The organism is Arthrobacter sp. 05L421, assembly GCF_056397785.1.
Genome location: NZ_JBFTOC010000032.1, coordinates 19168 through 42523 on the forward strand (window position 1 = coordinate 19168; position 23356 = coordinate 42523).

General features: G+C 67.1%; 19 protein-coding genes and 1 pseudogene. 14 read left to right on the forward strand and 6 right to left on the reverse strand.

The genetic code is table 11. The annotated features are described in order from the left end of the window. Position 1: 1 nt before the first annotated feature. Positions 2-799: a type 1 glutamine amidotransferase gene (locus AC1DKQ_RS21145; protein WP_476920106.1), complete on the reverse strand. Its 798-nt coding sequence runs from the start codon at positions 797-799 to the stop codon at positions 2-4. Further along, positions 796-2085: a MurT ligase domain-containing protein gene (locus AC1DKQ_RS21150; RefSeq protein ID WP_476920107.1), complete on the reverse strand. Its 1290-nt coding sequence runs from the start codon at positions 2083-2085 to the stop codon at positions 796-798. The genes AC1DKQ_RS21145 and AC1DKQ_RS21150 overlap by 4 nt, the downstream gene beginning before the upstream one ends. 92 nt (positions 2086-2177) lie before the next feature. Here AC1DKQ_RS21150 and pdxT point away from each other — a divergent pair, with 92 nt between their 5' ends. The 9 genes from pdxT to AC1DKQ_RS21195 all read left to right on the forward strand — a co-directional run bounded on the left by pdxT (position 2178) and on the right by AC1DKQ_RS21195 (position 12270). Next, the gene (gene pdxT / locus AC1DKQ_RS21155) at positions 2178-2879 is read left to right on the forward strand and encodes a pyridoxal 5'-phosphate synthase glutaminase subunit PdxT (protein ID WP_476885751.1); all 702 of its coding nucleotides are present in this window, start codon (positions 2178-2180) and stop codon (positions 2877-2879) included. 3 nt (positions 2880-2882) lie between these two features. Further along, on the forward strand, positions 2883-3638 hold the full coding sequence (locus tag AC1DKQ_RS21160; RefSeq protein WP_476885752.1) for a YebC/PmpR family DNA-binding transcriptional regulator: 756 nt from the start codon (positions 2883-2885) through the stop codon (positions 3636-3638). 31 nt (positions 3639-3669) lie between these two features. Then, complete coding sequence (gene ruvC, locus AC1DKQ_RS21165; RefSeq protein WP_090578046.1) at positions 3670-4248, forward strand: crossover junction endodeoxyribonuclease RuvC; 579 nt, start codon at positions 3670-3672, stop codon at positions 4246-4248. A gap of 103 nt (positions 4249-4351) precedes the next feature. Then, positions 4352-4999: a Holliday junction branch migration protein RuvA gene (gene ruvA, locus AC1DKQ_RS21170; RefSeq protein WP_476885753.1), complete on the forward strand. Its 648-nt coding sequence runs from the start codon at positions 4352-4354 to the stop codon at positions 4997-4999. Beyond that, a complete protein-coding gene (ruvB, locus tag AC1DKQ_RS21175) occupies positions 4992-6140 on the forward strand; it encodes a Holliday junction branch migration DNA helicase RuvB (protein ID WP_476920108.1) in 1149 nt (382 codons plus the stop codon). The genes ruvA and ruvB overlap by 8 nt, the downstream gene beginning before the upstream one ends. A gap of 261 nt (positions 6141-6401) precedes the next feature. Next, entirely contained in the window at positions 6402-6824 is a 423-nt protein-coding gene (gene yajC, locus AC1DKQ_RS21180) for a preprotein translocase subunit YajC (RefSeq protein WP_476920111.1), read from the forward strand. A 105-nt stretch (positions 6825-6929) separates the two neighbouring features. Next, positions 6930-8705 carry a protein translocase subunit SecD gene (secD, locus tag AC1DKQ_RS21185; protein WP_476920109.1) on the forward strand — a complete coding sequence of 592 codons (1776 nt, stop codon included), beginning with the start codon at positions 6930-6932 and terminating at the stop codon, positions 8703-8705. Beyond that, positions 8706-9725 (forward strand): protein translocase subunit SecF, encoded by a 1020-nt coding sequence (gene secF / locus AC1DKQ_RS21190; protein ID WP_476885756.1) that lies wholly within the window; start codon positions 8706-8708, stop codon positions 9723-9725. A 226-nt stretch (positions 9726-9951) separates the two neighbouring features. Continuing rightward, positions 9952-12270, forward strand: coding sequence for a RelA/SpoT family protein (locus AC1DKQ_RS21195; protein ID WP_476920112.1), 2319 nt, complete (start codon positions 9952-9954; stop codon positions 12268-12270). On the opposite strand, the gene AC1DKQ_RS21200 is transcribed toward AC1DKQ_RS21195, so the two are convergent. From AC1DKQ_RS21200 to AC1DKQ_RS21210, 3 genes are all read right to left on the reverse strand, one after another. Then, positions 12267-12821: a hypothetical protein gene (locus AC1DKQ_RS21200; RefSeq protein WP_476885757.1), complete on the reverse strand. Its 555-nt coding sequence runs from the start codon at positions 12819-12821 to the stop codon at positions 12267-12269. The two genes, AC1DKQ_RS21195 and AC1DKQ_RS21200, sit on opposite strands and share 4 nt — an antisense overlap. Positions 12822-13051: 230 nt before the next feature. Next, positions 13052-14728: a DUF349 domain-containing protein gene (locus AC1DKQ_RS21205; RefSeq protein ID WP_476885758.1), complete on the reverse strand. Its 1677-nt coding sequence runs from the start codon at positions 14726-14728 to the stop codon at positions 13052-13054. Between the two features lie 61 nt (positions 14729-14789). After that, complete coding sequence (locus tag AC1DKQ_RS21210; protein ID WP_476885759.1) at positions 14790-15596, reverse strand: peptidylprolyl isomerase; 807 nt, start codon at positions 15594-15596, stop codon at positions 14790-14792. A 276-nt stretch (positions 15597-15872) separates the two neighbouring features. Between AC1DKQ_RS21210 and hisS the strand changes: the two genes are divergently transcribed. Next, positions 15873-17216 (forward strand): histidine--tRNA ligase, encoded by a 1344-nt coding sequence (gene hisS / locus AC1DKQ_RS21215; RefSeq protein WP_476885760.1) that lies wholly within the window; start codon positions 15873-15875, stop codon positions 17214-17216. Here hisS and AC1DKQ_RS21220 read toward each other — a convergent pair. Further along, positions 17213-18571, reverse strand: coding sequence for an APC family permease (locus tag AC1DKQ_RS21220; protein WP_476885761.1), 1359 nt, complete (start codon positions 18569-18571; stop codon positions 17213-17215). The two genes, hisS and AC1DKQ_RS21220, sit on opposite strands and share 4 nt — an antisense overlap. 145 nt (positions 18572-18716) lie before the next feature. Here AC1DKQ_RS21220 and aspS point away from each other — a divergent pair, with 145 nt between their 5' ends. The 4 genes and pseudogenes from aspS to AC1DKQ_RS21240 all read left to right on the forward strand — a co-directional run. Then, positions 18717-20507 carry an aspartate--tRNA ligase gene (gene aspS / locus AC1DKQ_RS21225; RefSeq protein WP_476885762.1) on the forward strand — a complete coding sequence of 597 codons (1791 nt, stop codon included), beginning with the start codon at positions 18717-18719 and terminating at the stop codon, positions 20505-20507. A gap of 100 nt (positions 20508-20607) precedes the next feature. Then, entirely contained in the window at positions 20608-21534 is a 927-nt protein-coding gene (locus tag AC1DKQ_RS21230; RefSeq protein WP_476885763.1) for a GNAT family N-acetyltransferase, read from the forward strand. Between the two features lie 45 nt (positions 21535-21579). Next, positions 21580-21705, forward strand: a pseudogene (locus AC1DKQ_RS21235) (transcription initiation protein); the annotation flags it as partial. Positions 21706-21905: 200 nt separating this feature from the next. Next, positions 21906-23356: HNH endonuclease signature motif containing protein (locus AC1DKQ_RS21240; RefSeq protein WP_476920110.1), on the forward strand; the 1451-nt coding region annotated here is incomplete at its 3' end.

Genomic DNA, 23356 nt, shown 5'->3' on the forward strand with positions numbered 1-23356 from the left:
GTCAGCGCGGCCGGCGGGCGGCGTGTTCACGCGCCAGCACCGCGTAGGAGTCGTCCGGAGTGCCCGGCGTGAAGCTGCCGTATTTTCGTTCGACGGCGGTCCGGATCAGGAAGTCGGCAAGGGCCGGGTTCTTGGGCAACAGTGAGCCGTGCAGGTAGCTCGCCACGATGTTGCGGTAGCGGGCGCCCTCCTGGCCGTCGGTGCTGTTGTTGCCGGTGCCCTTGGCGGTGGTTCCGAGCGGTTCGACGCCGGGCCCCAGTGTGGTCTGGCCGCTGTGGTTCTCATAGCCCAGGATGTTGCCGAACTCGGGGGAGGAGACGGTGACGTTGCCGATCAAGCGTTCGTCGGTGCCGTGGGTCTCCACGTCCAGGATGCCGATGCCCGGGAGGACCGTGCCGAGCCGGGTCTTGAAGAATTTCCCGAAGAGCTGGTACAGCCCGCAGATTACGAGCATTGGCGTGCCGTCGTCGGCCAGTTGCTTCAGCGCGGACTCGCGCGAAAGGAGGTCGTCCTGGATCACGAGCTGTCCGCTGTCCTGTCCGCCGCCGCCGACAATCAGGTCCACGTCTGCCGGGAACGGGTCACCGACGTTGTATTCGAGCAGCTCCGGCGTGTAGCCGTGCCAGCGCAGGCGCTGCGCGAGGACCAGGGCGTTGCCCCAGTCGCCGTAGATGTTCATGTCCCGCGGGTAGAGCTGCAGCACCCGGATGGTTCCCTTGCTCGGGGCTGCGGAATCTTCGGGCGGAAGTTCGTGCCCAAACGAGAGCTCGTGCGGCGTTTCGGGGTACCGGGGGGTCATGAGACCACCTCCACTGTGGTGATTTTGGACAGCTCGCGGCGGATGGCCAGCATGGCCGTGTAGGTGCAGAAGATCCGCTTCGGCTTGCCCTCGCCGCCGCGGATGAACGCTGCCAGCGCCGGCGCGATCTCCGTGTCAACGGCGCCGATGGCGACGTCGTCGTACTGCAGCCGCAGCGCCATGTCGTAGGCGCGGGAGCCCGTGAGCTGGTCCACGCCGCTGTCGCGGAGGGTGTCGAATTCGACGTCCCAAAGCCAGGACATGTCCCGGCCGTCCGCGTAATTGTCATTGATCGCGATCATCGTGGCGTACCCGGCGGCCGGGAACGATTTCAGGCCCAGCCGGAATCCGCTGGGGTTCTTGACCAGTACCAGCTCCAGCGGCAGGCCGTCGACCACAAGGCTCTCGCCGCGGCCGAACGCCGGCGCCACCTTGGCCAGGGCCGTGAGCAGGGTGGCCTGGTTCGTGCCGGTGCCGCGGGCGCCCGAGATGCCTCGGGCCAGGGTCAGCGCGGCGGCGGCATTGAAGATGTTGTAGACGCCGCGGAGCAGCATCGGCGTGGTGACCGTCGCGCCGTCGTACTCGAAATCGGCGTCGTCGGGTCCCACGCGGCGCAGCACGACGTCGGCAACCGGCCGGGCGGGGGCGGGCGGCACCGGGCTCCCCGGGGCCGCGCGCATCTCGTCGTCGTTGGGGAAGGTGCTGAGCAGGGAATCGTCCAGCCCGAAGTAGAGCACCGCCGGCCCGTCCAGGGTCTGGGCGATCCGGGCCACACGGGGGTCCTCGCGGTTAAGGACTACGGTCCCGGTGGTCTTGGACGCGATGTGCTGGAGCAGCTCGGCGGTCTTGTCGATCTCGCCGAAGCGGTCCAACTGGTCGCGGAGGACGTTCAGCAGGAGGCTGTACCGCGGCGGGACCTTGTTGACGAAGTGCACGGCATGCGCCTCATCCAGTTCCAGGACCGCGACGTCGGCATCGAGCCGGCCACGCCAGTCCACCTCGCCCAAGAGCGCCGCGGCCACGCCGCGGGTGAAGTTGCTGCCGGTGCGGTTCGTGAAAACCTTCAGTCCCTGGCTCTCCAGCAGTTCCACCACCATCTTCGTGGTGGTGGTTTTCCCGTTCGTGCCACTGACGACGGCGACGCCCAGCGGCAGCGTGGACAGTGTCCGCCGCATGAAATCGGGGTCGATTTTTTCGACAACAAGCCCGGGAAGGGCCGAGCCTCCGCCCCTGAGCCGGGAGACCCGGCGGACGAGTTTGCCGAGCGGAACGCTGAAGTAAAGCATGCTCTGTAATATATCCCAGCAGCGGCATGGAACCCGGACGCCCGGGGCTGGTGCATGCGTCCCCGCGCATGCCAGCCCATTATGCTGTGGGGATGACCACCCCCTCTTTTTCCCCTGAATCCCGCGTGGGAACAGGGCTCCGGATCGGCGTCCTGGCGCTGCAGGGCGATTTCCGTGAGCATCTTCACGCCGTGGAAACCGCCGGTGCCACCGGCGTCGGGATCCGCCGCCCCGCCGAGCTTGACGGCCTGGACGGCCTGATCATCCCCGGCGGCGAATCGACCACGATTGACAAGCTCTCCAGGATTTTCGGGCTCCGGGATCCGCTGCGCGAAGCCATCCAGTCCGGCCTTCCCGTCTACGGCTCGTGTGCCGGGATGATCCTGCTGGCGGACGAGATCGCGGACCCCGCGACGGACCTCGCCGGGAACCCACAGCAGACCTTCGGTGGGCTCGACATCACCGTGCGCCGCAACGCCTTTGGCCGGCAGCGCGAGTCCTTCGAGACGGATCTCGACTTCAGGGGGCTCGAGTTCAGCGCCGTCACCGGGGCTGTGGCTCCGGTCCACGCCGTCTTCATCCGCGGGCCCTGGGTGGAGCGCGTCGGCGACGGCGTCGAAGTCCTCGCCCAGGTGGAACCGTCCAAAGCCGGCCACCCCGAATCTCTGGACGGGACGGCTAGAATTGTTGCAGTGCGTTCCGGCAAGCTGCTGGCCACCTCCTTCCACCCGGAAGTGACGGGGGAGAAGCGCGTGCATGAACTGTTTATTCGAATGATCAGAGGGGAAGCGTAAAGCATGTCAGGCCACTCCAAATGGGCGACGACCAAGCATAAGAAGGCCATCCTTGATAGCCGCCGGGCCAAGTCGTTCGCCAAGCTGATCAAGAACATCGAAGTCGCCGCGCGCATGGGCGGCCCTGACCTGTCCGGCAACCCGAGCCTGGAACTGGCCGTGACCAAGGCCAAGAAGACTTCGGTTCCCGCTGACAATATCGACCGCGCCATCAAGCGCGGCGCCGGTCTCACCGGCGAGGTCGTGGACTACACCGAGATCATGTACGAGTGCCGAGGCCCGCAGGGCTCTGCTCTGCTGATCGAGTGCCTCACGGACAACAAGAACCGCGCCGCCTCCGAGGTCCGGCTCGCGATCTCCCGCAACGGCGGCACGATCGCCGATCCCGGGTCGGTCAGCTACCTCTTCAGCCGCAAGGGCGTGGTCTCGCTGCCGAAGAACGGCCTCACCGAGGACGACGTGCTGATGGCAGTCCTCGACGCCGGGGCCGAGGAAGTCAAGGACAACGGCGAGACCTTCGAGATCCATTCCGAGCCGACCGACCTCCAGGCCATCCGCGATGCCCTCAAGGAAGCCGGAATCGAGTACGACACCGATGAGGCGGAGTTCGTGCCGTCGATGCAGGTGCCGCTGGACCTCGAGGCCGCGAAGAAGTTCATGAAGCTCGTGGACGCATTGGAAGAACTCGACGACGTCCAGAACGTCTACAGCAACGCCGACCTCAGCGACGAAGTGCAGGCCGCACTGGAAGCCGAGTGACACGCTCACACAATGATTTTGAGGCCCGGTCTTGACCCTGCGCGTCCTGGGGGTTGACCCGGGCCTCACCCGTTGCGGGATCGGCGTCGTCGACGTCGAAAGGAACCGGAGGGCCACAATGGTGGCCTTCGGTGTGGTGGGAACCTCGCCTGAGGAGAGCCTGGACCAGCGGCTGCTGGTCATCGCCACGTCCATCGACGAGTGGCTGGACAAGTACGAACCGCACGTCCTCGCCGTCGAGCGGGTCTTTTCCCAGCTCAACGTCAGCACGGTCATGGGCGTGGCGCAGGCCTCCGGCGTGGTCATTGCGGCCGCCGCGCGCCGCGGCATCCCGGTGGCGCTTCACACCCCGTCCGAGGTCAAGGCCGCCGTGACGGGAAGCGGAACCTCGAACAAGGACGCCGTCACGAAGCTGGTGACCAAGATCCTCCGGCTGGACGCGCCCCCGCGCCCGGCCGACGCAGCCGACGCCCTGGCACTGGCCATTACCCACGCCTGGCGGGCCGGCAGCGGCGCCGCCGTGGCGACGACGGGGCCGGGCAGCCAGTCCCTCACACCGGCCCAGCGGGCGTGGGCCGACGCGGAGGCAAAAGCGCGCCGTGCGCGCTGAATGTCCGCCTGTCCCTCCATGGAACTTGGTAGGGTATTCGTAGATATGTTCGGATAGCCGGGTTTCCCGGCTTTGGTTTTACTGTTATCCCAGGAGCCCGGCCTTGATCAGTTTTCTTCGCGGAACCGTTGCGCATGTTGGCCTGTCCTCCGCCGTTATCGACCTCAACGGCGCCGGCATGAGCGTCAACGCCACGCCGCAGACCCTCAGCAGCCTGCGGGTGGGGGATGAGGGGAAACTCTTCACGTCCCTGATCGTGCGGGAAGACTCGCTGACCCTGTTCGGTTTCGCCAGCGATGACGAGCGCGAAGTGTTCGACATCCTGCTCAGCGTCAGCGGCGTCGGTCCCCGTCTGGCCTTGGCCGTTCTGGCCGTCCACGAGCCGGAAGCCATCCGGGTGGCCGCCCACTCCGGCGACGGCAAGGCCTTCACGAAGGTCCCCGGAATTGGACCGAAGGTGGCCGGCCGGATCGTGCTGGAACTCGCCGGTAAGCTCGTGCCGCACGGCACCGCCGGCGCGCCGGCCTCCGCAGCGGTTTCCGCGGAATCCGTCTGGAAGCCGCAGGTCGTCGCCGCAATGATCAGCCTGGGCTGGTCCGAAAAGGATGCCACGGCCAGCATCGACAAATCCCTGGCCGATTCCCCTGAACTGGCCGCGAAGGGCAATGTGGCGGAGATCCTCCGCGCGACGCTGCGCTGGCTGGGACAGGACGGCGCCCGCGCCGGAAACCGGGTAGGCGCGCGTGGCTGAGCCATCGATTACCGCCGGGGGAGAGGAACCGGAGGAGCGGGTCATCGAAGCCGCCCTGCGGCCCAAGAACCTGCACGACTTCGTGGGCCAGCACCGGGTCCGCAAGCAACTGTCTCTCGTCCTGGAGGCCTCGCGGATGCGCGGCCGCAGCGCGGACCATGTACTCCTCTCCGGCCCTCCCGGCCTGGGCAAGACCACGCTGTCCATGATCATCGCCGCCGAAATGAACGTCCCGCTGCGGATCAGCAGCGGCCCGGCCATCCAGCACGCGGGCGACCTCGCGGCCATCCTGTCCTCCCTCTCTGAAGGCGAGGTACTGTTCCTGGACGAAATCCACCGGATGTCCCGGCCGGCCGAGGAAATGCTGTATATGGCGATGGAAGATTTCCGCGTCGACATCGTCGTCGGAAAAGGCGCGGGCGCCACTGCCATCCCGCTTGAACTGCCGCCCTTCACTCTGGTGGGCGCCACCACGCGCGCCGGCCTGCTTCCCGGGCCGCTCCGGGACCGCTTCGGTTTCACCGGCCACCTTGAGTTTTACTCCGTCGAAGAGCTGGAACTGGTCCTGCGCCGCTCCGCCGGCCTGCTGGACCTGAAGGTCAACTCGGCCGGTTTCAGCGAGATCGCCGGCCGGTCACGGGGCACACCGCGCATCGCCAACCGGCTCCTGCGCCGGGTCCGGGACTGGGCACTCGTTCACGGCATCGAACAAATTGATGCCCGGGCGGCATCCGCGGCCCTGGACATGTACGAGGTAGACAAGCGTGGCCTGGACCGGCTGGACCGTGCCGTTCTCGAGGCGCTCATTACCAAGTTCGGCGGTGGGCCGGTGGGGCTGTCCACGCTCGCGATCGCCGTCGGCGAGGAAACGGAGACCGTGGAGACGGTCGCCGAACCCTACCTGGTGCGGGAGGGGCTGCTGGGCCGGACCCCGCGCGGCCGCATTGCCTTGGCGCCTGCCTGGACGCACCTGGGATTCGCTGTCCCTGCCGGCGTCTTCGGCCAGGATCCGCTGGAGCTGTTCCAGGCCCAAGAGCTGGCAGACGAGCCTGGCGATGAACCGGGCGAGGGCCCGCAGGGCGAATCCGGCGTGGGCCTTGCTGAAGAAACCGGTCCCCAGCGGATCAGAAATAGCCGCTAGCACCGTACTTTCAGCTTTTCCCTTTAGACTGGTATGACGCTCGGCACGTTCGGGTTTTGTTTCCGTGGGCGGAGAGCAGGTAGCCGCCGGCGGTTTGGGGATGGTCTCTCTGCCAGCTTGCTGCGCAGACCCTTGCCCGCGCCGCCCGGAGCAAACGGACGTTGCTGAAAAACAGCTATGCAAGTACAGAACGGAACAATCTCTGTGTTCGGACTTATTTCTGCCCAGACCCAGCCGCAGGCCGGCGGCGGCATCGACATCATGACGATTCTCCTCTTCGTCCTGCTCGGACTTTTCGTCTTCATGATGTTCCGCCGCAACAAGAAGACCCAGCAGCAGCAGGCCAAGCTTCAGTCCAAGTTTGAGCCCGGTGTGGAGGTTATGACGAGCTTCGGGCTGTTCGGCCGGATCGTCAACATCGATGAGGCTGAGAACAAGGTCACTCTGGAGCTGTCCCCGGGCAACACCGCCACCGTGCACCGCCAGGCTGTCACCAAGATTGTGGAGCCGGTTGTTGCGGCCGAGGAGCCGTCGGTTGTTCCCGATGACGCCTCCTCGCTGACCACTGACAAGCTGGGCGCTGAGGGCACGGACGCCATCGCCCCTGTCCAGGACGCACCGCGCAATGAAACTCCCGAGGAAACCCTGGGCCGCCTCAACGACGAAGGCAAAAAAGACAGCTAGTCTGCCTAACTGAGCTATCCCGCGAAGCAACGGTTGCGGGCATCCGTCGGTGGGGGCCAAGAGCCCGCGCCGGCGGATCCGCCGTAAATAATAGAAAGATCGACAATGGCACGTACTGGCCCCAAATATTCAGCCATCAGGATGCTGGTCTGGCTTGGCGTAATCATCGCCGCCATGACCGCTGTCCTGGCAGGCGGCACGATTGCCGGCCAGGCGGGCTGGGCTCCAAAGCTCGCTCTGGACCTTGAAGGCGGCACCCAGATGATCCTGGCGCCCAAGGTTGAGGGCGGTTCGGGTATTACCGAAGACCAGCTCAACCAGGCCGTGGCGATCATCCGCCAGCGCGTGGACGGCTCGGGCGTCGCGGAAGCGGAAATCAGCACGCAGTCCGGACGCAACGTCGTCGTCAGCCTCCCGGGAACTCCTGCCAAGGAAACCCGTGCGCTGATCCAGGCCTCCGCCGACATGAACTTCCGCCCGGTTATCCAGACGGGGCCCGGCGCAGCCGTGCCTGTGGCGTCCCGGACCCCTGAGGCCCAGCTGCCGAAGCCGACGGCGGCACCCGCCAACAGCAGCGACGAGAACTGGGTTACCCCCGAGATTTACAAGCAGTTTGAGGCGCTCGACTGCGACAAACCCTCCCAGGACAAGCAGCAGCGTTCCGACCCGACCAAGCCGCTGGTGACCTGTGAGCCGGCTTCGGCCAAATCGCCGGCCATCAAGTACATCCTTGGCCCGGTTGAGGTGAAGGGCTCGAACATCAAGTCCTCCTCGTTCCAGTTGCAGCGCGGCGCCCAGGGCGCCGTGACCAACGAATGGGCCGTCAACATCCAGTTCGACGACCAGGGCACCACCAAGTTCAAGGAAGTCACCGAGCGCCTGTACAAGTTCTACGCCGCCGGCGGCGGCCAGACAGGCTCGGATCCGAAGGCCCAGTTCGCAATCGTCCTGGACGACCAGGTCATCTCCGCACCGCGTTCCCTCGCCGTCATCACCGACGGCCGGCCGCAGATCACCGGCGGTTTCACCGAGGAATCGGCCAAGGCCCTCTCCGACCAGCTCCGGTTCGGTGCCCTGCCGATCAGCTTCGAAATTCAGAGCGAGCAGCAGATCTCGGCAACCCTTGGCGGGGAGCAGCTCCGCATGGGGATGCTCGCCGGCGTGATCGGCCTCCTACTGGTGTTTGTCTACTCGCTGTTCCAGTACCGGGCCCTTGGCCTCGTGACCGTGGCCTCCCTCGTGATCGCCGGGGTGCTGACGTTCCTGGCCATCGCCATCCTCGGCTGGACCGAAAACTACCGGCTTTCGCTCGCCGGTGTCGCAGGCCTGATCGTGGCGATCGGCCAGACAGCGGACTCGTTCATCGTCTACTTCGAACGCATCCGTGATGAGCTCCGTGAGGGCCGCGGCCTGGTCTCGGCCGTGGAAAACGGCTGGAAGCGGGCCAAGCGCACCATCCTCGCCTCCAAGGCAGTGAACCTCCTCGCCGCCGTCGTGCTGTTCTTCGTGGCAGTGGGCAACGTCCGCGGCTTCGCATTCACCCTCGGCCTCACCGCGATCGCCGACCTCATCGTCGTCTTCATGTTCACCCATCCCACCCTGCAGCTGCTGGCCCGGACCAAGTTCTTTGGCGAAGGCCACAGGTTCTCGGGTCTGGACCCGAAGCGCCTCGGTGCCGTCCCGCTGTACCGCGGTGCCGGCCGGGTCCGCACCCCGGAAGACAAGCCCGTGGCAGTGGTGCGCGCGAAGAACACCGGCGCCGCCGCCGAGGCAGAACGCCGGATGACCATCGCAGAACGCCGTCTCGCCGAAAAGCAGGACCAGGCACAACAGGCACAGCTCGCCGGTACCTCCAAGAGCGCGTCCAAGGAGGGCAAGTAAATGGTCAACTTCTCAACATTCGGCAATGAGCTCTACACGGGCAAGCGCTCGTACAACTTCGTCGGTTACAGGAAGCTGTGGTTCCTGATTGCAGGGATCGCCGTCGCCCTCTCAATCCTGATCCCGGTGGCCAAGGGTGGTTTCAACCTCGGCATCGAGTTCCGCGGCGGCTCCGAATTCACCGTCTCCAACGTCAAGACAACCGATGCGTCCCTCGGCGAGAAGGCCGTCAAGGACGTCGTGGCGGGATCTGTGCCGCGCGTGGCTAACGTTGCCGGCACCACCATGCGCATCCAGACGGACAAGCTCTCCGACGACGAGACGCTGCAGATCAAGGACGGCCTCACCAAGGCCTACGGCGTGACGGATAACGAGGTCACCTCAACCTTCGTCGGCCCCACCTGGGGTGCGGACGTCACGAAGCAGGCACTGATGGGCCTGGCAATCTTTGTGGGCCTGGCCGCCGTGCTGATGGCGCTCTACTTCCGGACCTGGAAGATGTCGCTCTCGGCACTGGTGGGCATGGCGGTCACGATGTTCATGACCGCCGGTATTTACGGCCTCAGTGACTTCGAGGTGACGCCGTCGGCCATCATCGGCTTCCTCACGGTGCTCAGCTATTCGCTGTACGACACCGTGGTGGTCTTCGACAAGATCCGGGAGAACACCTCGGACTTGCAGGCGTCCACCCGGCGCACCTTCGCCGAAGAGGTCAACCTCGCCATCAACCAGACCTTGGTCCGGTCCATCAACACCATGGTGGTGGCCATCCTGCCGGTCGGCGCGATCCTCTTCATCGGTGCCGGGCTGCTCGGTGCCGGAACGCTGCGGGACCTGTCCTTGGCGCTGTTCGTGGGCATCCTGGTGGGCACAGCCGCGACCATCTTCATTGCGGCGCCGCTGTACGCCGCGTTGCGGCAGGGCGAACCTGAGCTGGTCAAGCAGGCCAAGCGGGTGGAACAGAGGCGCGCAGAAGCGGCAGCCAAAGCCACGTCGACGGCATCGCCCGCTACGGCCTGAGCTCCGCCACTTTCGTAAGCCAGTCCAGCAGACGGGCCGGAGACCGTCCATGTCGACGGCCGCCGGCCCGTCGCCGTACCCCGGCCGGTTACAAAAGTATCCTGCTGCGGGAATACACTTGAATAATTAACCGGTCGCGAGAGGTGTTCCATTGGAAGAACGTTCGACGCCGGTGCCGGAGGCACCTGCGGACAAGGGCCAAGGCCAGGGTTCTCAGACTGACCTGGTGGTTCCCGGACGTCCCGATGTTCCCGTGCCGGTCGACAACTCGCATGCCCGCCCGACGTTTCCTGGCCGGCGCGAACGAACGAGGTCGCGCCTTGCCCGGCTGACTGGCCGCGGTGCCCCCGCGTACTCCCCGATCCTGGAGCCGTTGCTGCGCACGGTCCGTGCCAACAACCCCAAAGAGGACTTCGACCTCATCCAGCGCGCCTTCGTGGTGGCCGAGCGCTGCCACCGAGGCCAAAAGCGCAAGAGCGGCGACCCGTACATTACGCACCCGGTGGCGGTGGCCACCATCCTTGCCGAACTCGGCCTCAGCGGCACCACGCTGGCCGCGGCCCTGCTGCACGACACCGTCGAGGACACCTCCTACACGCTGGCCGACCTGAAGACCGAGTTCGGACCCGAAGTGGCCATGCTGGTGGACGGCGTCACCAAGCTGGACAAGGTCAGCTTCGGTGAGGCGGCCCAGTCCGAGACCGTGCGCAAGATGGTCGTGGCCATGGCCAAGGACATCCGCGTCCTGATGATCAAACTCGCCGACCGGCTCCACAACGCCCGCACATGGCGCTTCGTCTCCGCTGAGTCCTCGGCCCGCAAGGCGCGCGAAACCCTGGAAATCTTCGCGCCCCTGGCCCACCGGCTCGGCATGAACACCATCAAATGGGAGCTGGAGGACCTGTCCTTCGCTGCGCTGTATCCCAAGGTGTACGAGGAAATCGTGCGGATGGTAGGGGACCGGACCCCGGAGCGGGAAAAGAACCTGTCGGTCATCCGCAACCAGATCACCGAGGACCTCCGGGCGGCGAAGATCAAGGCCACGATTACCGGACGGCCAAAGCACTACTACTCGATCTACCAGAAGATGATCGTCCGCGACAAAGACTTTGATGACATCAACGACCTCATGGGCGTCCGCGTCCTGGTCGATTCAGTCCGGGACTGTTATGCCGCCCTGGGCGCGATGCACTCGCGCTGGAACCCCCTGCCCGGGCGGTTCAAGGACTACATCGCGATGCCCAAGTTCAACATGTACCAGTCGCTGCACACGACCGTGATCGGTCCCGGCGGCAAGCCGGTGGAAATCCAGATCCGCACCCATGAAATGCACCGGCGGGCCGAGTACGGCGTCGCCGCGCACTGGAAGTACAAGGACCAGCCGAACCGGACGGCCGCCGGCCCCGGCAGCCCGCGCGACGGCGACATGGGCTGGCTGCGCTCCCTCGTGGACTGGCAGCAGGAGACGTCGGACCCCGGCGAGTTCCTCGACTCCCTGCGCTTTGAAATCAACGCCCGCGAAGTGTTCGTCTTCACCCCCAAGGGCGAGGTCATGGCCCTGCCTGCCGGGTCCACTCCCGTAGACTTCGCCTATGCCGTGCACACCGAGGTGGGCCACCGGACCATCGGCGCGCGCGTCAACGGCAAGCTCGTTCCGCTCAACAGCGAACTGAACCACGGCGACTGGGTGGAGATCTTCACCTCCAAAGCTGAAGGCGCCGGTCCCAGCCAGGACTGGCAGCACTTCGTCAAGAGCGCCCGGGCCCGGAACAAGATCAGGCAATGGTTCAGCAAGGAACGCCGCGAGGAAGCGATTGACCGCGGCAAGGACCTGCTGACCAAGGCGATGCGGAAGCAAAACCTCCCGCTGCAGCGGCTCATGACCCACGACGCCCTCGCTGCGATCGCGGAGGACTTCAAATATGCCGACATCTCCGGGCTCTACGCCGGCGTGGGCGACGGCCATACTTCTGCGCAGTCCGTTATGGAACGCCTGGTGGAGAGCCTCGGCGGAAGCGAGCACCCGGACGACGCCCTCACCGAAGTCTCCATTCCCACCCAGGTCAGCAAAGCGCGCTTCTCCGATTCCGGCGTTGTTGTGCGCGGCGTGGACGACGTCTGGGTGAAGCTGGCCCGGTGCTGCACGCCGGTGCCGCCGGACCCGATCCTTGGCTTCGTCACACGCGGCTCCGGCGTCTCCGTGCACCGGACCGACTGCACGAACGTGAGCGGTCTGATGGGTCAGCCGGACAGGATCGTGGAAGTGGACTGGGCGCCCACACAGGCGAGCGTGTTCCTCGTGGAGATCCAGGTCGAAGCCCTCGACCGCAAATCGTTGCTTTCCGACGTCACCCGCATACTGTCGGAAAACCACGTCAACATCCTGGCGGCGAGCGTCCACACGTCCACGGACCGCGTGGCGATCTCGAAGTTTGCGTTCGAGATGGGCGATCCCAAGTACCTCAGCCATGTGCTCAGCGCGGTCCGCAGGATCGACGGAGTCTTCGACGTTTACCGCACCACAGGGAACCGCCGCCGCAGCTAGCCGGCGGCATCGGGCGGCGACGGCTGTGCAGCGAGGGCGGCGAGCTTCGCCAGCGCCGCCCGTTTGTGCGGGACGCGCGGGCTTGCTTCGACGGCAACCCTGATCAGCCGAAGACGCACGCCCAGCTCGGGACGGGCCAGTAGCGCCCTCAGAGCCGGCACCGCCCGGTCCGCTTCCACGTGCAACGCCACGTCCACAGCCGTGCGCAGCGGGCTGGACACCATCAGGCCTCCCATGCTCACGACGTCGAACGGCCCCAGCCGAACTTCGTGGAAGGTGCAGCCGCGCACGGATCTCAAACTGGAAATCCGCCGGTTCGCGTCAACCAGCAGCGCCAGGCGGTCCGGCTCGGCGGCGCAACCGTAGATCCAGGCTGCGGTCATTCGCCCCGCCACGACCCGCTGCCGGATCGCCGGCGCCACAGCCAGGGATGCGGCACGGGCCCGCAGCTGCGGACTGGCATGGGCGCCGGGTGGCAGGTAACCCCGCTGATACAGCTGCGTCAGCACGCCGTCGGCCGCCATCGACTGCAGCTCCGGCCAGGAGAACAATGCGCCAGGGGAGTAGAGCTCACAGTGCTCTGGGCCCGGTGCCGGCCCCGGAGCGCGCTGGCCCGAAGCAGTCTGGCCCGAACCAGGCGGCCCTGAAGGTGCGGCGGGAGCGCGGGGCATGTGTACCATTCCGCCATCGTTCCCGGTTCCCCGGACATGGAACAGGCCCCGTTCCGGTCATGTGGATAACCGGAACGGGGCCTGGACTGACTTCCTGGTGTGCCGCGTGCCTAGGAGAGCTCGCTCGCCGAGCGCTCGAGCTGCTCGAGCCAGGCCTGGCGTGCCTCAAGGGCCTCCCGGGCTGCCTTGATCTTGCGTTCGTCGCCGGCCTTCTCCGCCTTGGCCAGGTCTTCCTTAAGACCGGAAATGGCGGCTTCGAGCTGGGTCAGGGCGCTGTTGGTGCGCGCCTTCGTCTCAGGGTTGGAGCGCTTCCAGTTTTCGTCCTCGGCCTGGCGTACGGCGTCCTCTACCTTCCGCAGGCCAGCTTCGACACGGCCCATGTCGGCGCGCGGAACCTTACCGGCTTCTTCCCAGCGGTCCCGGATGGACTGCAGCGCCTTCTTGGCCGCCGAAAGATCCTTGATCGGCAGGAGCTCGTTGGCCTCCACCAGGAGCGCTTCCTTCACCACCAGGTTCGCACCGTATTCCTGGTCGATCTCGTCGTTGGCTGCCTGCCGGTTGGTGAAGAAGACGTCCTGGGCGGCGCGGAAGCGGGCCCACAGAGCGTCATCGTCCTTGCGGCTGGCGCGCGGGGAAGCCTTCCACTCATCCATCAGGCGGCGGTACTCGCCAGCGGCAAAACCCCAGTCCGTTGAGGAGGAAAGGGCCTCGGCTTCGGCGATCAGCTTCTCTTTTGCTGCCTTGGCTGCCGAATTGGTGCTGTCCAGCTGGGAGAAGTAGGCGCGGCGGTGCCGGTCAAAAACGGTGCGGGCGGCGCGGAACCGCTTCCACAGCGCGTCCTCGTTGCTGCGGCCCAGCCGTACGCCACTCTTCTGTGCGGTCTTCCAGCTCTCGAACAGTTCGTTCATCCGTGCGCTGGAGGTCTTCCACTGGATCTGCGCGGGATCGTGGCCAGCGATTTCCTCGGCTTCGGCCACGATGGCCTCGCGGGCGGCAAGCTCGGCGGCGCGAACGGCGTCGTGCTCGGCCTTCTCGGCCTTTTCGAGCTCGCCGATCTGTGTCACCAGCACGTCCAGCCGGGCCTCGGCGGAGCGGAAGTCGCCCACCATGTTCCGCTCGGCGAGCTGCTCGCGCAGGTGGGTGACGGTCTTCTGCATGTCCGCAGTGGGGGCCTTGGAGCTCACGCGCTGTTCCAGCAGGACGATCTGGGCCACGACGTCGTCGAACTTCCGGGCAAAGTAGCCCAGGGCCTCGTCGGCGCTGACTCCCGGGTACTGCCCGACGGGGTATTCCGTGCCGTCAACGGTCAGGAAGACATGGCCGTCGCCTTCAACACGGCCCCAGCGGGATGCTTCCGCCAGTGAGGCTGCGGAGGACACTGCCACCGGAGCGGGAGCCGGGGCGGCCGGAGACGGTTTGGCCTTCGGCCGGGCAGCGAACGCTGCCGGGCTCGGCGCGGGACGCGCGGGCGGCGAGGGGGCCGGGGCCGGAGCAGCAGTGGCCCCGGCTTCAGCAACAGGCTCGGCGGCCGGTTCAGCCGGCGTCTCCGCCGCGGCGGGCTCTGCAGGTTCCGCAGCCGCGGCGGGCTCTGCTACTGCTGACTCGGTGGGCTCTGCGGGTTCCGCCGCTTCTGCGGGCTCGTCTGCTGCGGCCGGGGCTGCGGTTGCCGCAGTCTCGCCGGCAGCGTCTACCGCAGCGCCTGCATTCTCGGCAGGGGTTGCCTCGGCTTCGGTTTCGTTGGCAGCTGCTGTTGCCAATGTTTCGTCGGATTTCTGACTGTCTGTCACCGCTAGAAGTCTTTCGCTTGGAGGGAAATACCGGGACCACGGCCGTGTGGGCCGCAGCTGGTTACTTCAGTGAGAACGAGTCTATCGTGACTGGTTCCGCAGGTGCGCCGTCGGTGGCGCTAGCGCCGGGCTTCAGTCCGGCGGCGGCAATCCCGCTTACCACGTCGAGCCCCGAGGTCACCTTGCCCACCACCGTGTAGCCGCCGGCGGCATCCGCCGGAATGACGGTGTCCTTGTACACAACGAAGAACTGGGTGCCGTTGCTGTTCGCGTTTCCGCCGGTCCGGGCCACGGCGATCGTTCCGGCAGGGTACTTGTTGTCCTGCGGGGTGTTTTCCAGTGGGCCCCACATATAGCTAGGGTCGCTGCTGCCGTCTCCAGCCTTGGAACCGCACTGCAGGACGCCAAAGTTCGGCGCCGTGGTTAGCCGGTGGCAGCTGAGGCCCTTGTAGAAGTTTTGGTCGGCGAGGGATTTGAAGACCGCCGCCGCCTGCGGGGCTTTTGTGCCATCAAGCTCGACGCCGAGCGAGCCCCGGTTCAGCTTGAGCTCGCCCTTGAAGGTCTTGCCTGCTGCGGTTTCCGGCTTGGGGATGTTCGCGGCATTGGTGGGGGCAGCCGTCGGCGTGGCGGACGCTGACGGGCTCTGGAGCCCCTCCTGCACGGCCGCGAACTCTTCCTCGGTGGGGTTGGAGGCGAAGACGGTGAGTTGCAGGACCAGGGCCAGGCCGATCGCCGCTGTGCCGACGCTGATGGCCAGGACGTTGTCGCGCCTGCGGCGCTTGTCCTGGTCCCGGCGGAGGCCGCGCCTGGCCTCCATCTGCTGGACGCGCCGCTTCGCCTCGCGTGCGCTGCGTGAACTGGCCGCCAAAGGTCCTCCTGATTGTATGGCCGCTACCGTGCAGGGCCGTAGGCGCCGTCGCGGTAGCAGCAGCAAGCTGCCGGCAGCCCGCCGGGGCCGGCTCCGTTGGAAGAAGCGGGCGCCGAACGCATAAACTGACTGCCGCACACAGTTTATGCACGACTGGCCGGTCTGCCGCTTATCTTCGTTACGTTTCGACAGATGAATACCGCGTGAGGACCGCGCCCGAAGATACTGCAGTAGCAACGAGATACCGCAGTGGTAACCAGAGGAGAAAATTTCACCATGGCACGCACAGCCTCCCTGTCAGGATTCCCCGAGTGGCTTCCCGAGGAGCGGCTGGTGGAACTCCATGTGCTGGACACCCTGCGCCGGACATTCGAGCTCCATGGTTTCTCCTCGATCGAGACCCGCGCCGTGGAAACGGTGGGCCAGTTGCTGCGCAAGGGCGAAATCGATAAAGAGGTCTACGGCCTGAGCCGGCTCCAGGACGAGGAAGCGGACACGGTGCCCCGGACCGACCCGCATGCACTTGCACTGCACTTCGACCTCACCGTGCCCTTCGCCCGGTACGTCGTGGAAAACGCCGGCTACCTGGCCTTCCCGTTCCGCCGCTACCAGATCCAGAAGGTCTGGCGCGGCGAACGTCCCCAGGAGGGCCGGGCCCGGGAGTTCACCCAGGCGGACATCGACGTCGTCGGCGACGGCGAGCTGCCGTTCCGCTATGACGTTGAAATCGCGCTCGTGATCGCCGAGGCGCTCAATGCGCTGCCCATCCCCGACTTCCTGCTGCGGATCAACAACCGCAAACTGGCCGAGGGCTTCTACACCGGGATCGGACTCACGGACACCCCGGGCGTTCTCCGCAGCATCGACAAACTCGAGAAGGTCGGTCCCGCAAAGGTGGCCGAATTGCTCAAGGAGGAACTCGGCGCCACTGACGATCAGGCGCAGGCCGCCCTGAAGCTCGCCAGCATCCGCACCCAGGACACGTCCTTCGTGGAGCAGGTCCGGGCGTTGGGCGTCACTAATGAGCTGCTGGAGGAAGGCCTGAACGAGCTGGAGCAGGTCATTGCGGCGGCCGTCCAGCACGCCCCGGGACGAGTGGTAGCCGATCTCAGCATCGCCCGCGGCCTGGACTATTACACGGGCACCGTGGTGGAAACCGTCCTGGTAGGACACGAGCAGCTGGGATCGATCTGCTCCGGCGGCCGCTACGACGCGCTGGCCAGCAAGGGCAACCGCAAATTCCCCGGCGTCGGCCTCTCAATCGGCGTGACGCGCCTGGTGTCGCGGATCCTCAGCCAGGACCTGGCCAAGGCCACGCGCTCCGTGCCGACCGCCGTGCTGGTGACGCTCAACAACGACGACAGCTGGGGTGCGGCGCAGGATGTCGCGGCGCAGCTGCGCGGCCGGGGCATCGCCACGGAGGTCGCCGCGAAGGCCGAGAAGTTCGGCAAGCAGATCAAGTTCGCCGACCGTCGCGGCATTCCGTTTGTCTGGTTCACGGACGATGACGGCAAGCACCAGGTTAAGGACATCCGCACGGGCGAGCAGTACGACGCCGACCCGGCAGCGTGGATACCCTCCGCGGAGGACCTGCACGTGCGCGTAACCGCCGCACGCTAGTTATTCCCGGGAGTCCTGCCCATTCGGGAAGGCCTGGTGTTTTCTCGGGTCCTGCGCACCCGCACGACGAGGAACCGCCCGGCCAGCCCGGCGGCCAGCACCGCCGCCATGACCACCATGGAGGCCGGCGGCAGGGTGACGGCCAGGACCAGGCAGCCGAGGAAGCCCAGCACATTGAGCCAGCGCGGCGCATGCCAGGGCCGTCCGGAGAGGGTGAAGGCCGCGGCGTTGGTCACGGCGTAATAGATCAGCACCCCGAAGCTGGAAAATCCGACGACGGTCATCACGTCGGTGCTCAGCAGCAGGACGACGACGGCGGCGGCGACGGCCAGTTCCGCGACCACCGGGACGGTGTGGGTGCCGCCCAGCCTGGCCAACGGGGCGGGCAGGTCACGTTCCCGGGCCATCGCCAGGGTAGTCCTGCCGACCCCGGTGATCAGGGCCAGCAGAGCGCCCAGGCAGCCGGCCGCGGCCCCGGCCTGGACGAAGGGAACACCGGCTCTGAGCTGCGAGACCGCTACCGCGTCCAGCAGCGGCGCCGTCGAACCCGCCAGTTGCTGCGGCGGCAGGTGCCACTGCAGGAGGGCGGCCAGACCAATGTAGATCATGAACGCGCCGGCCAGCGCGGCCAGGATGGCGCGCGGGATGGTGCGCGCGGGGTCCTTGACCTCCTCACCCAGGGTGGCGATCCGCGCATAGCCCGCGAAGGCGAAGAACATCAGCCCGGCCGCGGAAAGGACGCCCCAGCCGCCGGCGGCCGCAGCAGGGTAGGCCGGTGCCGCCGACACCGCGGGGGCGCCCTCCGGGTGCGGACCCAGCAGCGACGCCACAGCGACGAAGACGAGAGTGGCCAGCACCACGGCCAGCAGGACCCTGGTCAGCAGCGCGGTCCGGGTGATCCCGAGGAGGTTCACCCCTGTGAGCACCACGACGGCGGCCACCGCCAGCGGCGTGGCGTAGGCCGGCGCGACGTAGTGCCCGAACGTCAGCGCCATCGCCGCGCAGGACGCGGTTTTTCCCGTCACAAATCCCCAGCCCGCAATGAAGCCGGGCCACTCGCCGAGCTGCCGGCGCCCATACACATAAGTGCCGCCGCTGGCCGGGTATTTGGCCGCCAGTTGGGCCGACGCGATGGCGTTGCAGTAGGCGATGACGCCGGCGACCGCCACGGCGAGGGTCAGCAGCTGCCCGGCCAGGGCGGCGGCGGGGGAGAACACGACGAACACGCCGGCGCCGAGCATGGAACCCAGGCCGATTGCCGTGGAATCGAACACGCCGAGCCGGCGCTGCAGCCGCTGGTGCGGCAGCTGCGGGGCGGACGGGTCACCGGGCTGGTCGCCGTGCTGGGTTGCCATGGCGGGAGGGACCTTTCCAACGGGTAAACTCGAACGGGATCGTTACTGAAGCGATCCTATTGAGTTTTGAACATCGCTTTTTTGAATCCGGTTTCTTTGACATCGTTTTCAACGTCACTTTTGATTTTCCGCTGAAAGGAATGCTGTGCTGCGCACACATGACCTCGGATCGCTTCGCTCCGAGCACATTGGACAAACCGTAACCCTCGCCGGCTGGGTCGGCCGGCGTCGTGACCACGGTGGTGTCGCATTCGTTGACCTGCGCGACGCGTCCGGCGTCGCCCAGGTTGTGGTCCGCGAAGAAGAGGTCTTCCACGGCCTGCGCAACGAGTACGTGCTGCAGATTGTCGGCACGGTCTCCCAGCGCCCCGCGGGCAACGAGAACCCCGCGCTTCCCACCGGTGAGATCGAGGTCATGGCCGAGAAGGTCACCATCCTCAACACCTCCGATCCGCTGCCGTTCCAGATCGACGAGCACGTTGAGGTGGGTGAGGAAGCGCGCCTGAAGCACCGTTACTTGGACCTGCGCCGCCCCGGCCCCGCCCGCAACCTGCGCCTGCGTTCGGAAGCCAACCGCGTGGCCCGCGAGCTGCTCCACCAGGACGGCTACGTGGAGATCGAAACCCCCACACTGACCCGTTCGACGCCCGAGGGCGCCCGCGACTTTGTGGTCCCCGCACGCCTCGCCCCCGGTTCCTGGTACGCGCTGCCGCAGTCCCCGCAGCTGTTCAAGCAGCTCCTGCAGGTGGGCGGCTTCGAAAAGTACTACCAGATTGCCCGCTGCTACCGCGATGAGGACTTCCGCGCGGACCGCCAGCCGGAATTCACGCAGCTGGACATCGAGGCCAGCTTCGTGGATCAGGACGACATCATCAGCCTGGGCGAGAACATCGTCAAGGCACTGTGGAAGCTGATCGACGTCGAGATTCCGACGCCGATCCAGCGCATCACCTACCACGACGCTATGGCCCGCTACGGCTCGGACAAGCCGGACCTGCGCTTCGGCCAGGAGCTCACCGAGCTGACCGAATTCTTCAAGGACACCAACTTCGGTGTCTTCAAGGCGCCCTACGTAGGTGCCGTCGTCATGCCCGGCGGCGCCTCCCAGGCCCGCCGAGCCCTCGACGCCTGGCAGGAATGGGCCAAGCAGCGCGGCGCCAAGGGCCTGGCGTACGTCCTGTACAAGGAAGATGGCGAGCTCGCCGGTCCTGTCGCCAAGAACCTCACCGACACCGAGCGCGCGGGCCTCGCCGACGCCGTCGGAGCCAAGCCCGGTGACTGCATCTTCTTCGCAGCTGGCGAGAAGACCCCGTCCCGTGCGCTGCTCGGCGCTGCTCGCGTGGAGATCGGCCACCGGACCGGCCTCATCAACCCGGCTGACTGGGCCTTCTGCTGGGTCGTTGACGCGCCGATGTTCGAACCGGCCGCCGCGGCGGTCGCCTCCGGCGACGTCGCCGTCGGCGCCGGGCAGTGGACCGCCGTGCACCACGCGTTCACGTCGCCCAAGCCCGAGTTCATGGACTCCTTCGACACGGATCCCGAGTCGGCACTGTCCTATGCCTACGACATCGTCTGCAACGGCAACGAAATCGGCGGCGGCTCGATCCGTATCCACGAGCGTGACGTCCAGGAACGCGTCTTCGAGCTCATGGGCCTGGACAAGGCAGACGCGCAGACCAAGTTTGGTTTCCTCCTGGAGGGCTTCAAGTTTGGCGCCCCTCCGCACGGCGGCATCGCGTTCGGCTGGGACCGTGTGGTTGCCCTGCTGGCCGGCGTGGATTCCATCCGCGACGTCATCGCGTTCCCGAAGTCCGGCGGCGGCTACGACCCCCTGACCCAGGCTCCCGCTCCCATCACGGCGCAGCAGCGCAAGGAGGCCGGCGTCGATTTCAAGCCGGAGACTGCCAAGAAGAAGCCCGAGGACGGCAAAAACTAAGCCAGCAGCATCAGCATGAGCAGCAGGGGCTCTCCGGGCAACCGGAGAGCCCCTGCTGCTTTCATCATTGGCGGCATTTGTTCGGATGGAGAGAACCTCGATGGCACTGACCCCGCACCCCGCAACAGACGCCGAATCGAGCCCTGACGTTAGTGCCGAAGCGAGTCCGGAAGCCGACGCCGAAACCATCCCGGGGCTGGAGGCCCTGATGGACGCCGCCTGGCCGGCCGCGGAACGGGAGGAGTCCGGCGGCTGGGTGTTCCGCGCGGCCTCCGGCGTGACACAGCGGGCAAACTCGGTCTGGCCGCGGGATCTTGGCAGTGACGACCCGCACCGGCAGCTCGCCGCACTCCGGGAGGCGCGGGTTTGGTACCGGAAGCGCCGGCTTCCGCTGATCTTCCAGATCTTTGACGGCCCGCGCCAGGCGGCCTTGCAGGCGGTGCTCGATGACGAGGGCTTCACCCGGCAGTCCGAAACCCTGGTCCTGGTCCGTGAGTCTTGGGCGGAGCCCTTGGCAGATTCCGGCGCAGATTCCAACGCTGCTTCCGGGGCTGATTACGGTGTCCCGGACGCAGCCGTGGAAATCTCCTCCGAGCCGTCGGCGGAATGGCTGGACCTATGGTGGAGCATCGACGGGCGCGGGGGAGTCGACGAGCTCGCTGTGGCGCGCCGTATCCTGGCCGCGTGCCCGGCCCTTTACGCCCTGGTGCGGGACGACGGCGGTGCCCCCGCCGCCGTCGCGCGGCTCGCTTTGCCCGGCACCGGGCCCGCTGGACCAACGGGGCCGACATGGGGTGGCCTGTACTGCATGGCCACGCGTCCGGATGCGCGGCGGCTGGGCTATGGCGGCCGGATTGTCCGGGCACTGCTGCGTGAGGGCGGGGCCCGCGGCGTGGCCGGGTACTGGCTTTTGGTGATGGCATCCAACGCCGGTGCGCGGAGCTTGTACGCCCACGCCGGTTTCCGCGAAGCCGGCCGGTACCTCTACCGGCAGGAAAGACCGAAGCGGCACCTGACCGGCTGCTAGCCTGTCCGTCCGGAAGGCGTCACGTTCCCGGGCCACACGGTGCCCAGCGGCGGCTACACCGTTCTCGAGCTGCCCTCGCAGGCGGCGGCACTTGAGTGGGCCGCGAAGATCGCCGTCGCCTGCCGCTGCTTGCAAGAGGTCCGGCAGTTCCAGTATGACCCGGCCAGCTGACCGGGGCGACGTCAGTGAGCGTAGGTCGTGCGTCGCGGGCACAACATGAAAGGCCGACCAGGCCTTCACCCTCTAGTGTGAAGAGCCGGTAAACACCTCTCAGCCGTGGGTGAGGACGGCGTTCTGAAGTCAGGGCCGGCATCGCGCTGCACCGCGTCCGTTCCGCCAATATTGTCGGTGCCTCGTGATTTGCTGGGGGTATGGAAAGCCGGGCGGGGTGGAGTGCGGAATGCAGGGAGGCCGTGGAGGCCGTCGCCGCGTCCGCTGCTGCACTTGTTGCTTTAATGGGCGGCGGCGCGGACTGTTCCGATCTGCCCGGGGCCGATCCGCTCCAAGACGCGGATCCGCTGCGGAGCATGGCGGATGGGTGCCTGGACGGGCTCGCCGTGGTCGCCCGGCTCGAGGCCCGGACCGCCGCGGCCAAGGTGCGGCTGGCCGCCGGCTACGCGCGGGCGACCGTGGCCCTGGCGCCGCCGGCGGCGTCCCCGCAGGACCGCACCGCCCAGGGAATGGCGCTGGTCGCCGAGGTCGGGTGTGTGCTGACTGTCAGCGAACGAACCGCCGGCGCCCTCCTGTCCGATTCCCGGGCACTGACCACGGCGCTGCCGCTGACCCTGGCCGCCCTGCAGGCCGGAACGATCTCCTGGCAGCACGCCCGGATCATCATCGACGAAACCAGCGAATTGGATCCCGCCGGAGCGGCCGGCCTCGAAGCGCACTTCCTGGACCCCGAAGCGCCCAACCCGGCCCGCGGCTGCCCGGCCGGGGACCTCGTGCCGTCCCGGTTCCGGGACAAGGCCCGCGCCTGGCGCGAACGCCACCACCCGGTCAGCATCGAAGAACGCCACACCAAAAGCGCCGCAGACCGGCGGGTCGACTACGCCCCGGACCGGGACGGCATGGCCTGGCTCTCCGCCTACCTCCCGGCCGACACCGCCGCGGGGATCTGGGAACGGACCACCACCGCCGCCCGCGCCCTCCAGGGCCCGGAGGAGGCCCGGACCCTGACCCAGCTCCGCGCCGACGTCGCCGCCACCTGGCTGCTCACCGGCCACAGCCCCGGCCCCGGCAGTGGCGGCACCGCCGGCCCCGGCGGTGGCGGCACCGCCGTCGGCGGAATGGCCAGTTGCGGAACGGCCTGCGGAGCGGCCGATGGCGGTATGGCCGACGGGGGCACCGGCGGAGCGGCCGATGGCGGTGTGGCCGGCTGTGGAACGGCCTGCGGCGGTGTGGCCGGGGGTGTCCCGTCGCCGCGGGCGCAGGTCCTGATCACCGTCCCGGTCCTGTCGCTGCTGGGCGCCACCGACGAACCGGCCGTCCTGGACGGCTACGGGCCGATCCCGCCGTCCATGGCCCGCCGCCTGGTCACCGACGGCGCCGGGTCCTTCTACCGGGTCCTGACCGACCCCCGGGACGGTGCCCCGCTGGAAATCGGCCGGACCAGCTACCGTCTCACGAGAGCCCAGCGGCACTTGCTCCGGCTCCGCGACGGCAGGTGCCCGTTCCCCGGCTGCAGCAACCACTCCCTGGACAACGACGCAGACCACCTCCTGGCCTGGGCCGACGGCGGCACCACCGGCATCTCCAACCTCGGCCAGCCCTGCCCCAAACACCACCGCCTCAAACACGGCTCCGCCTGGACACCGGCCGG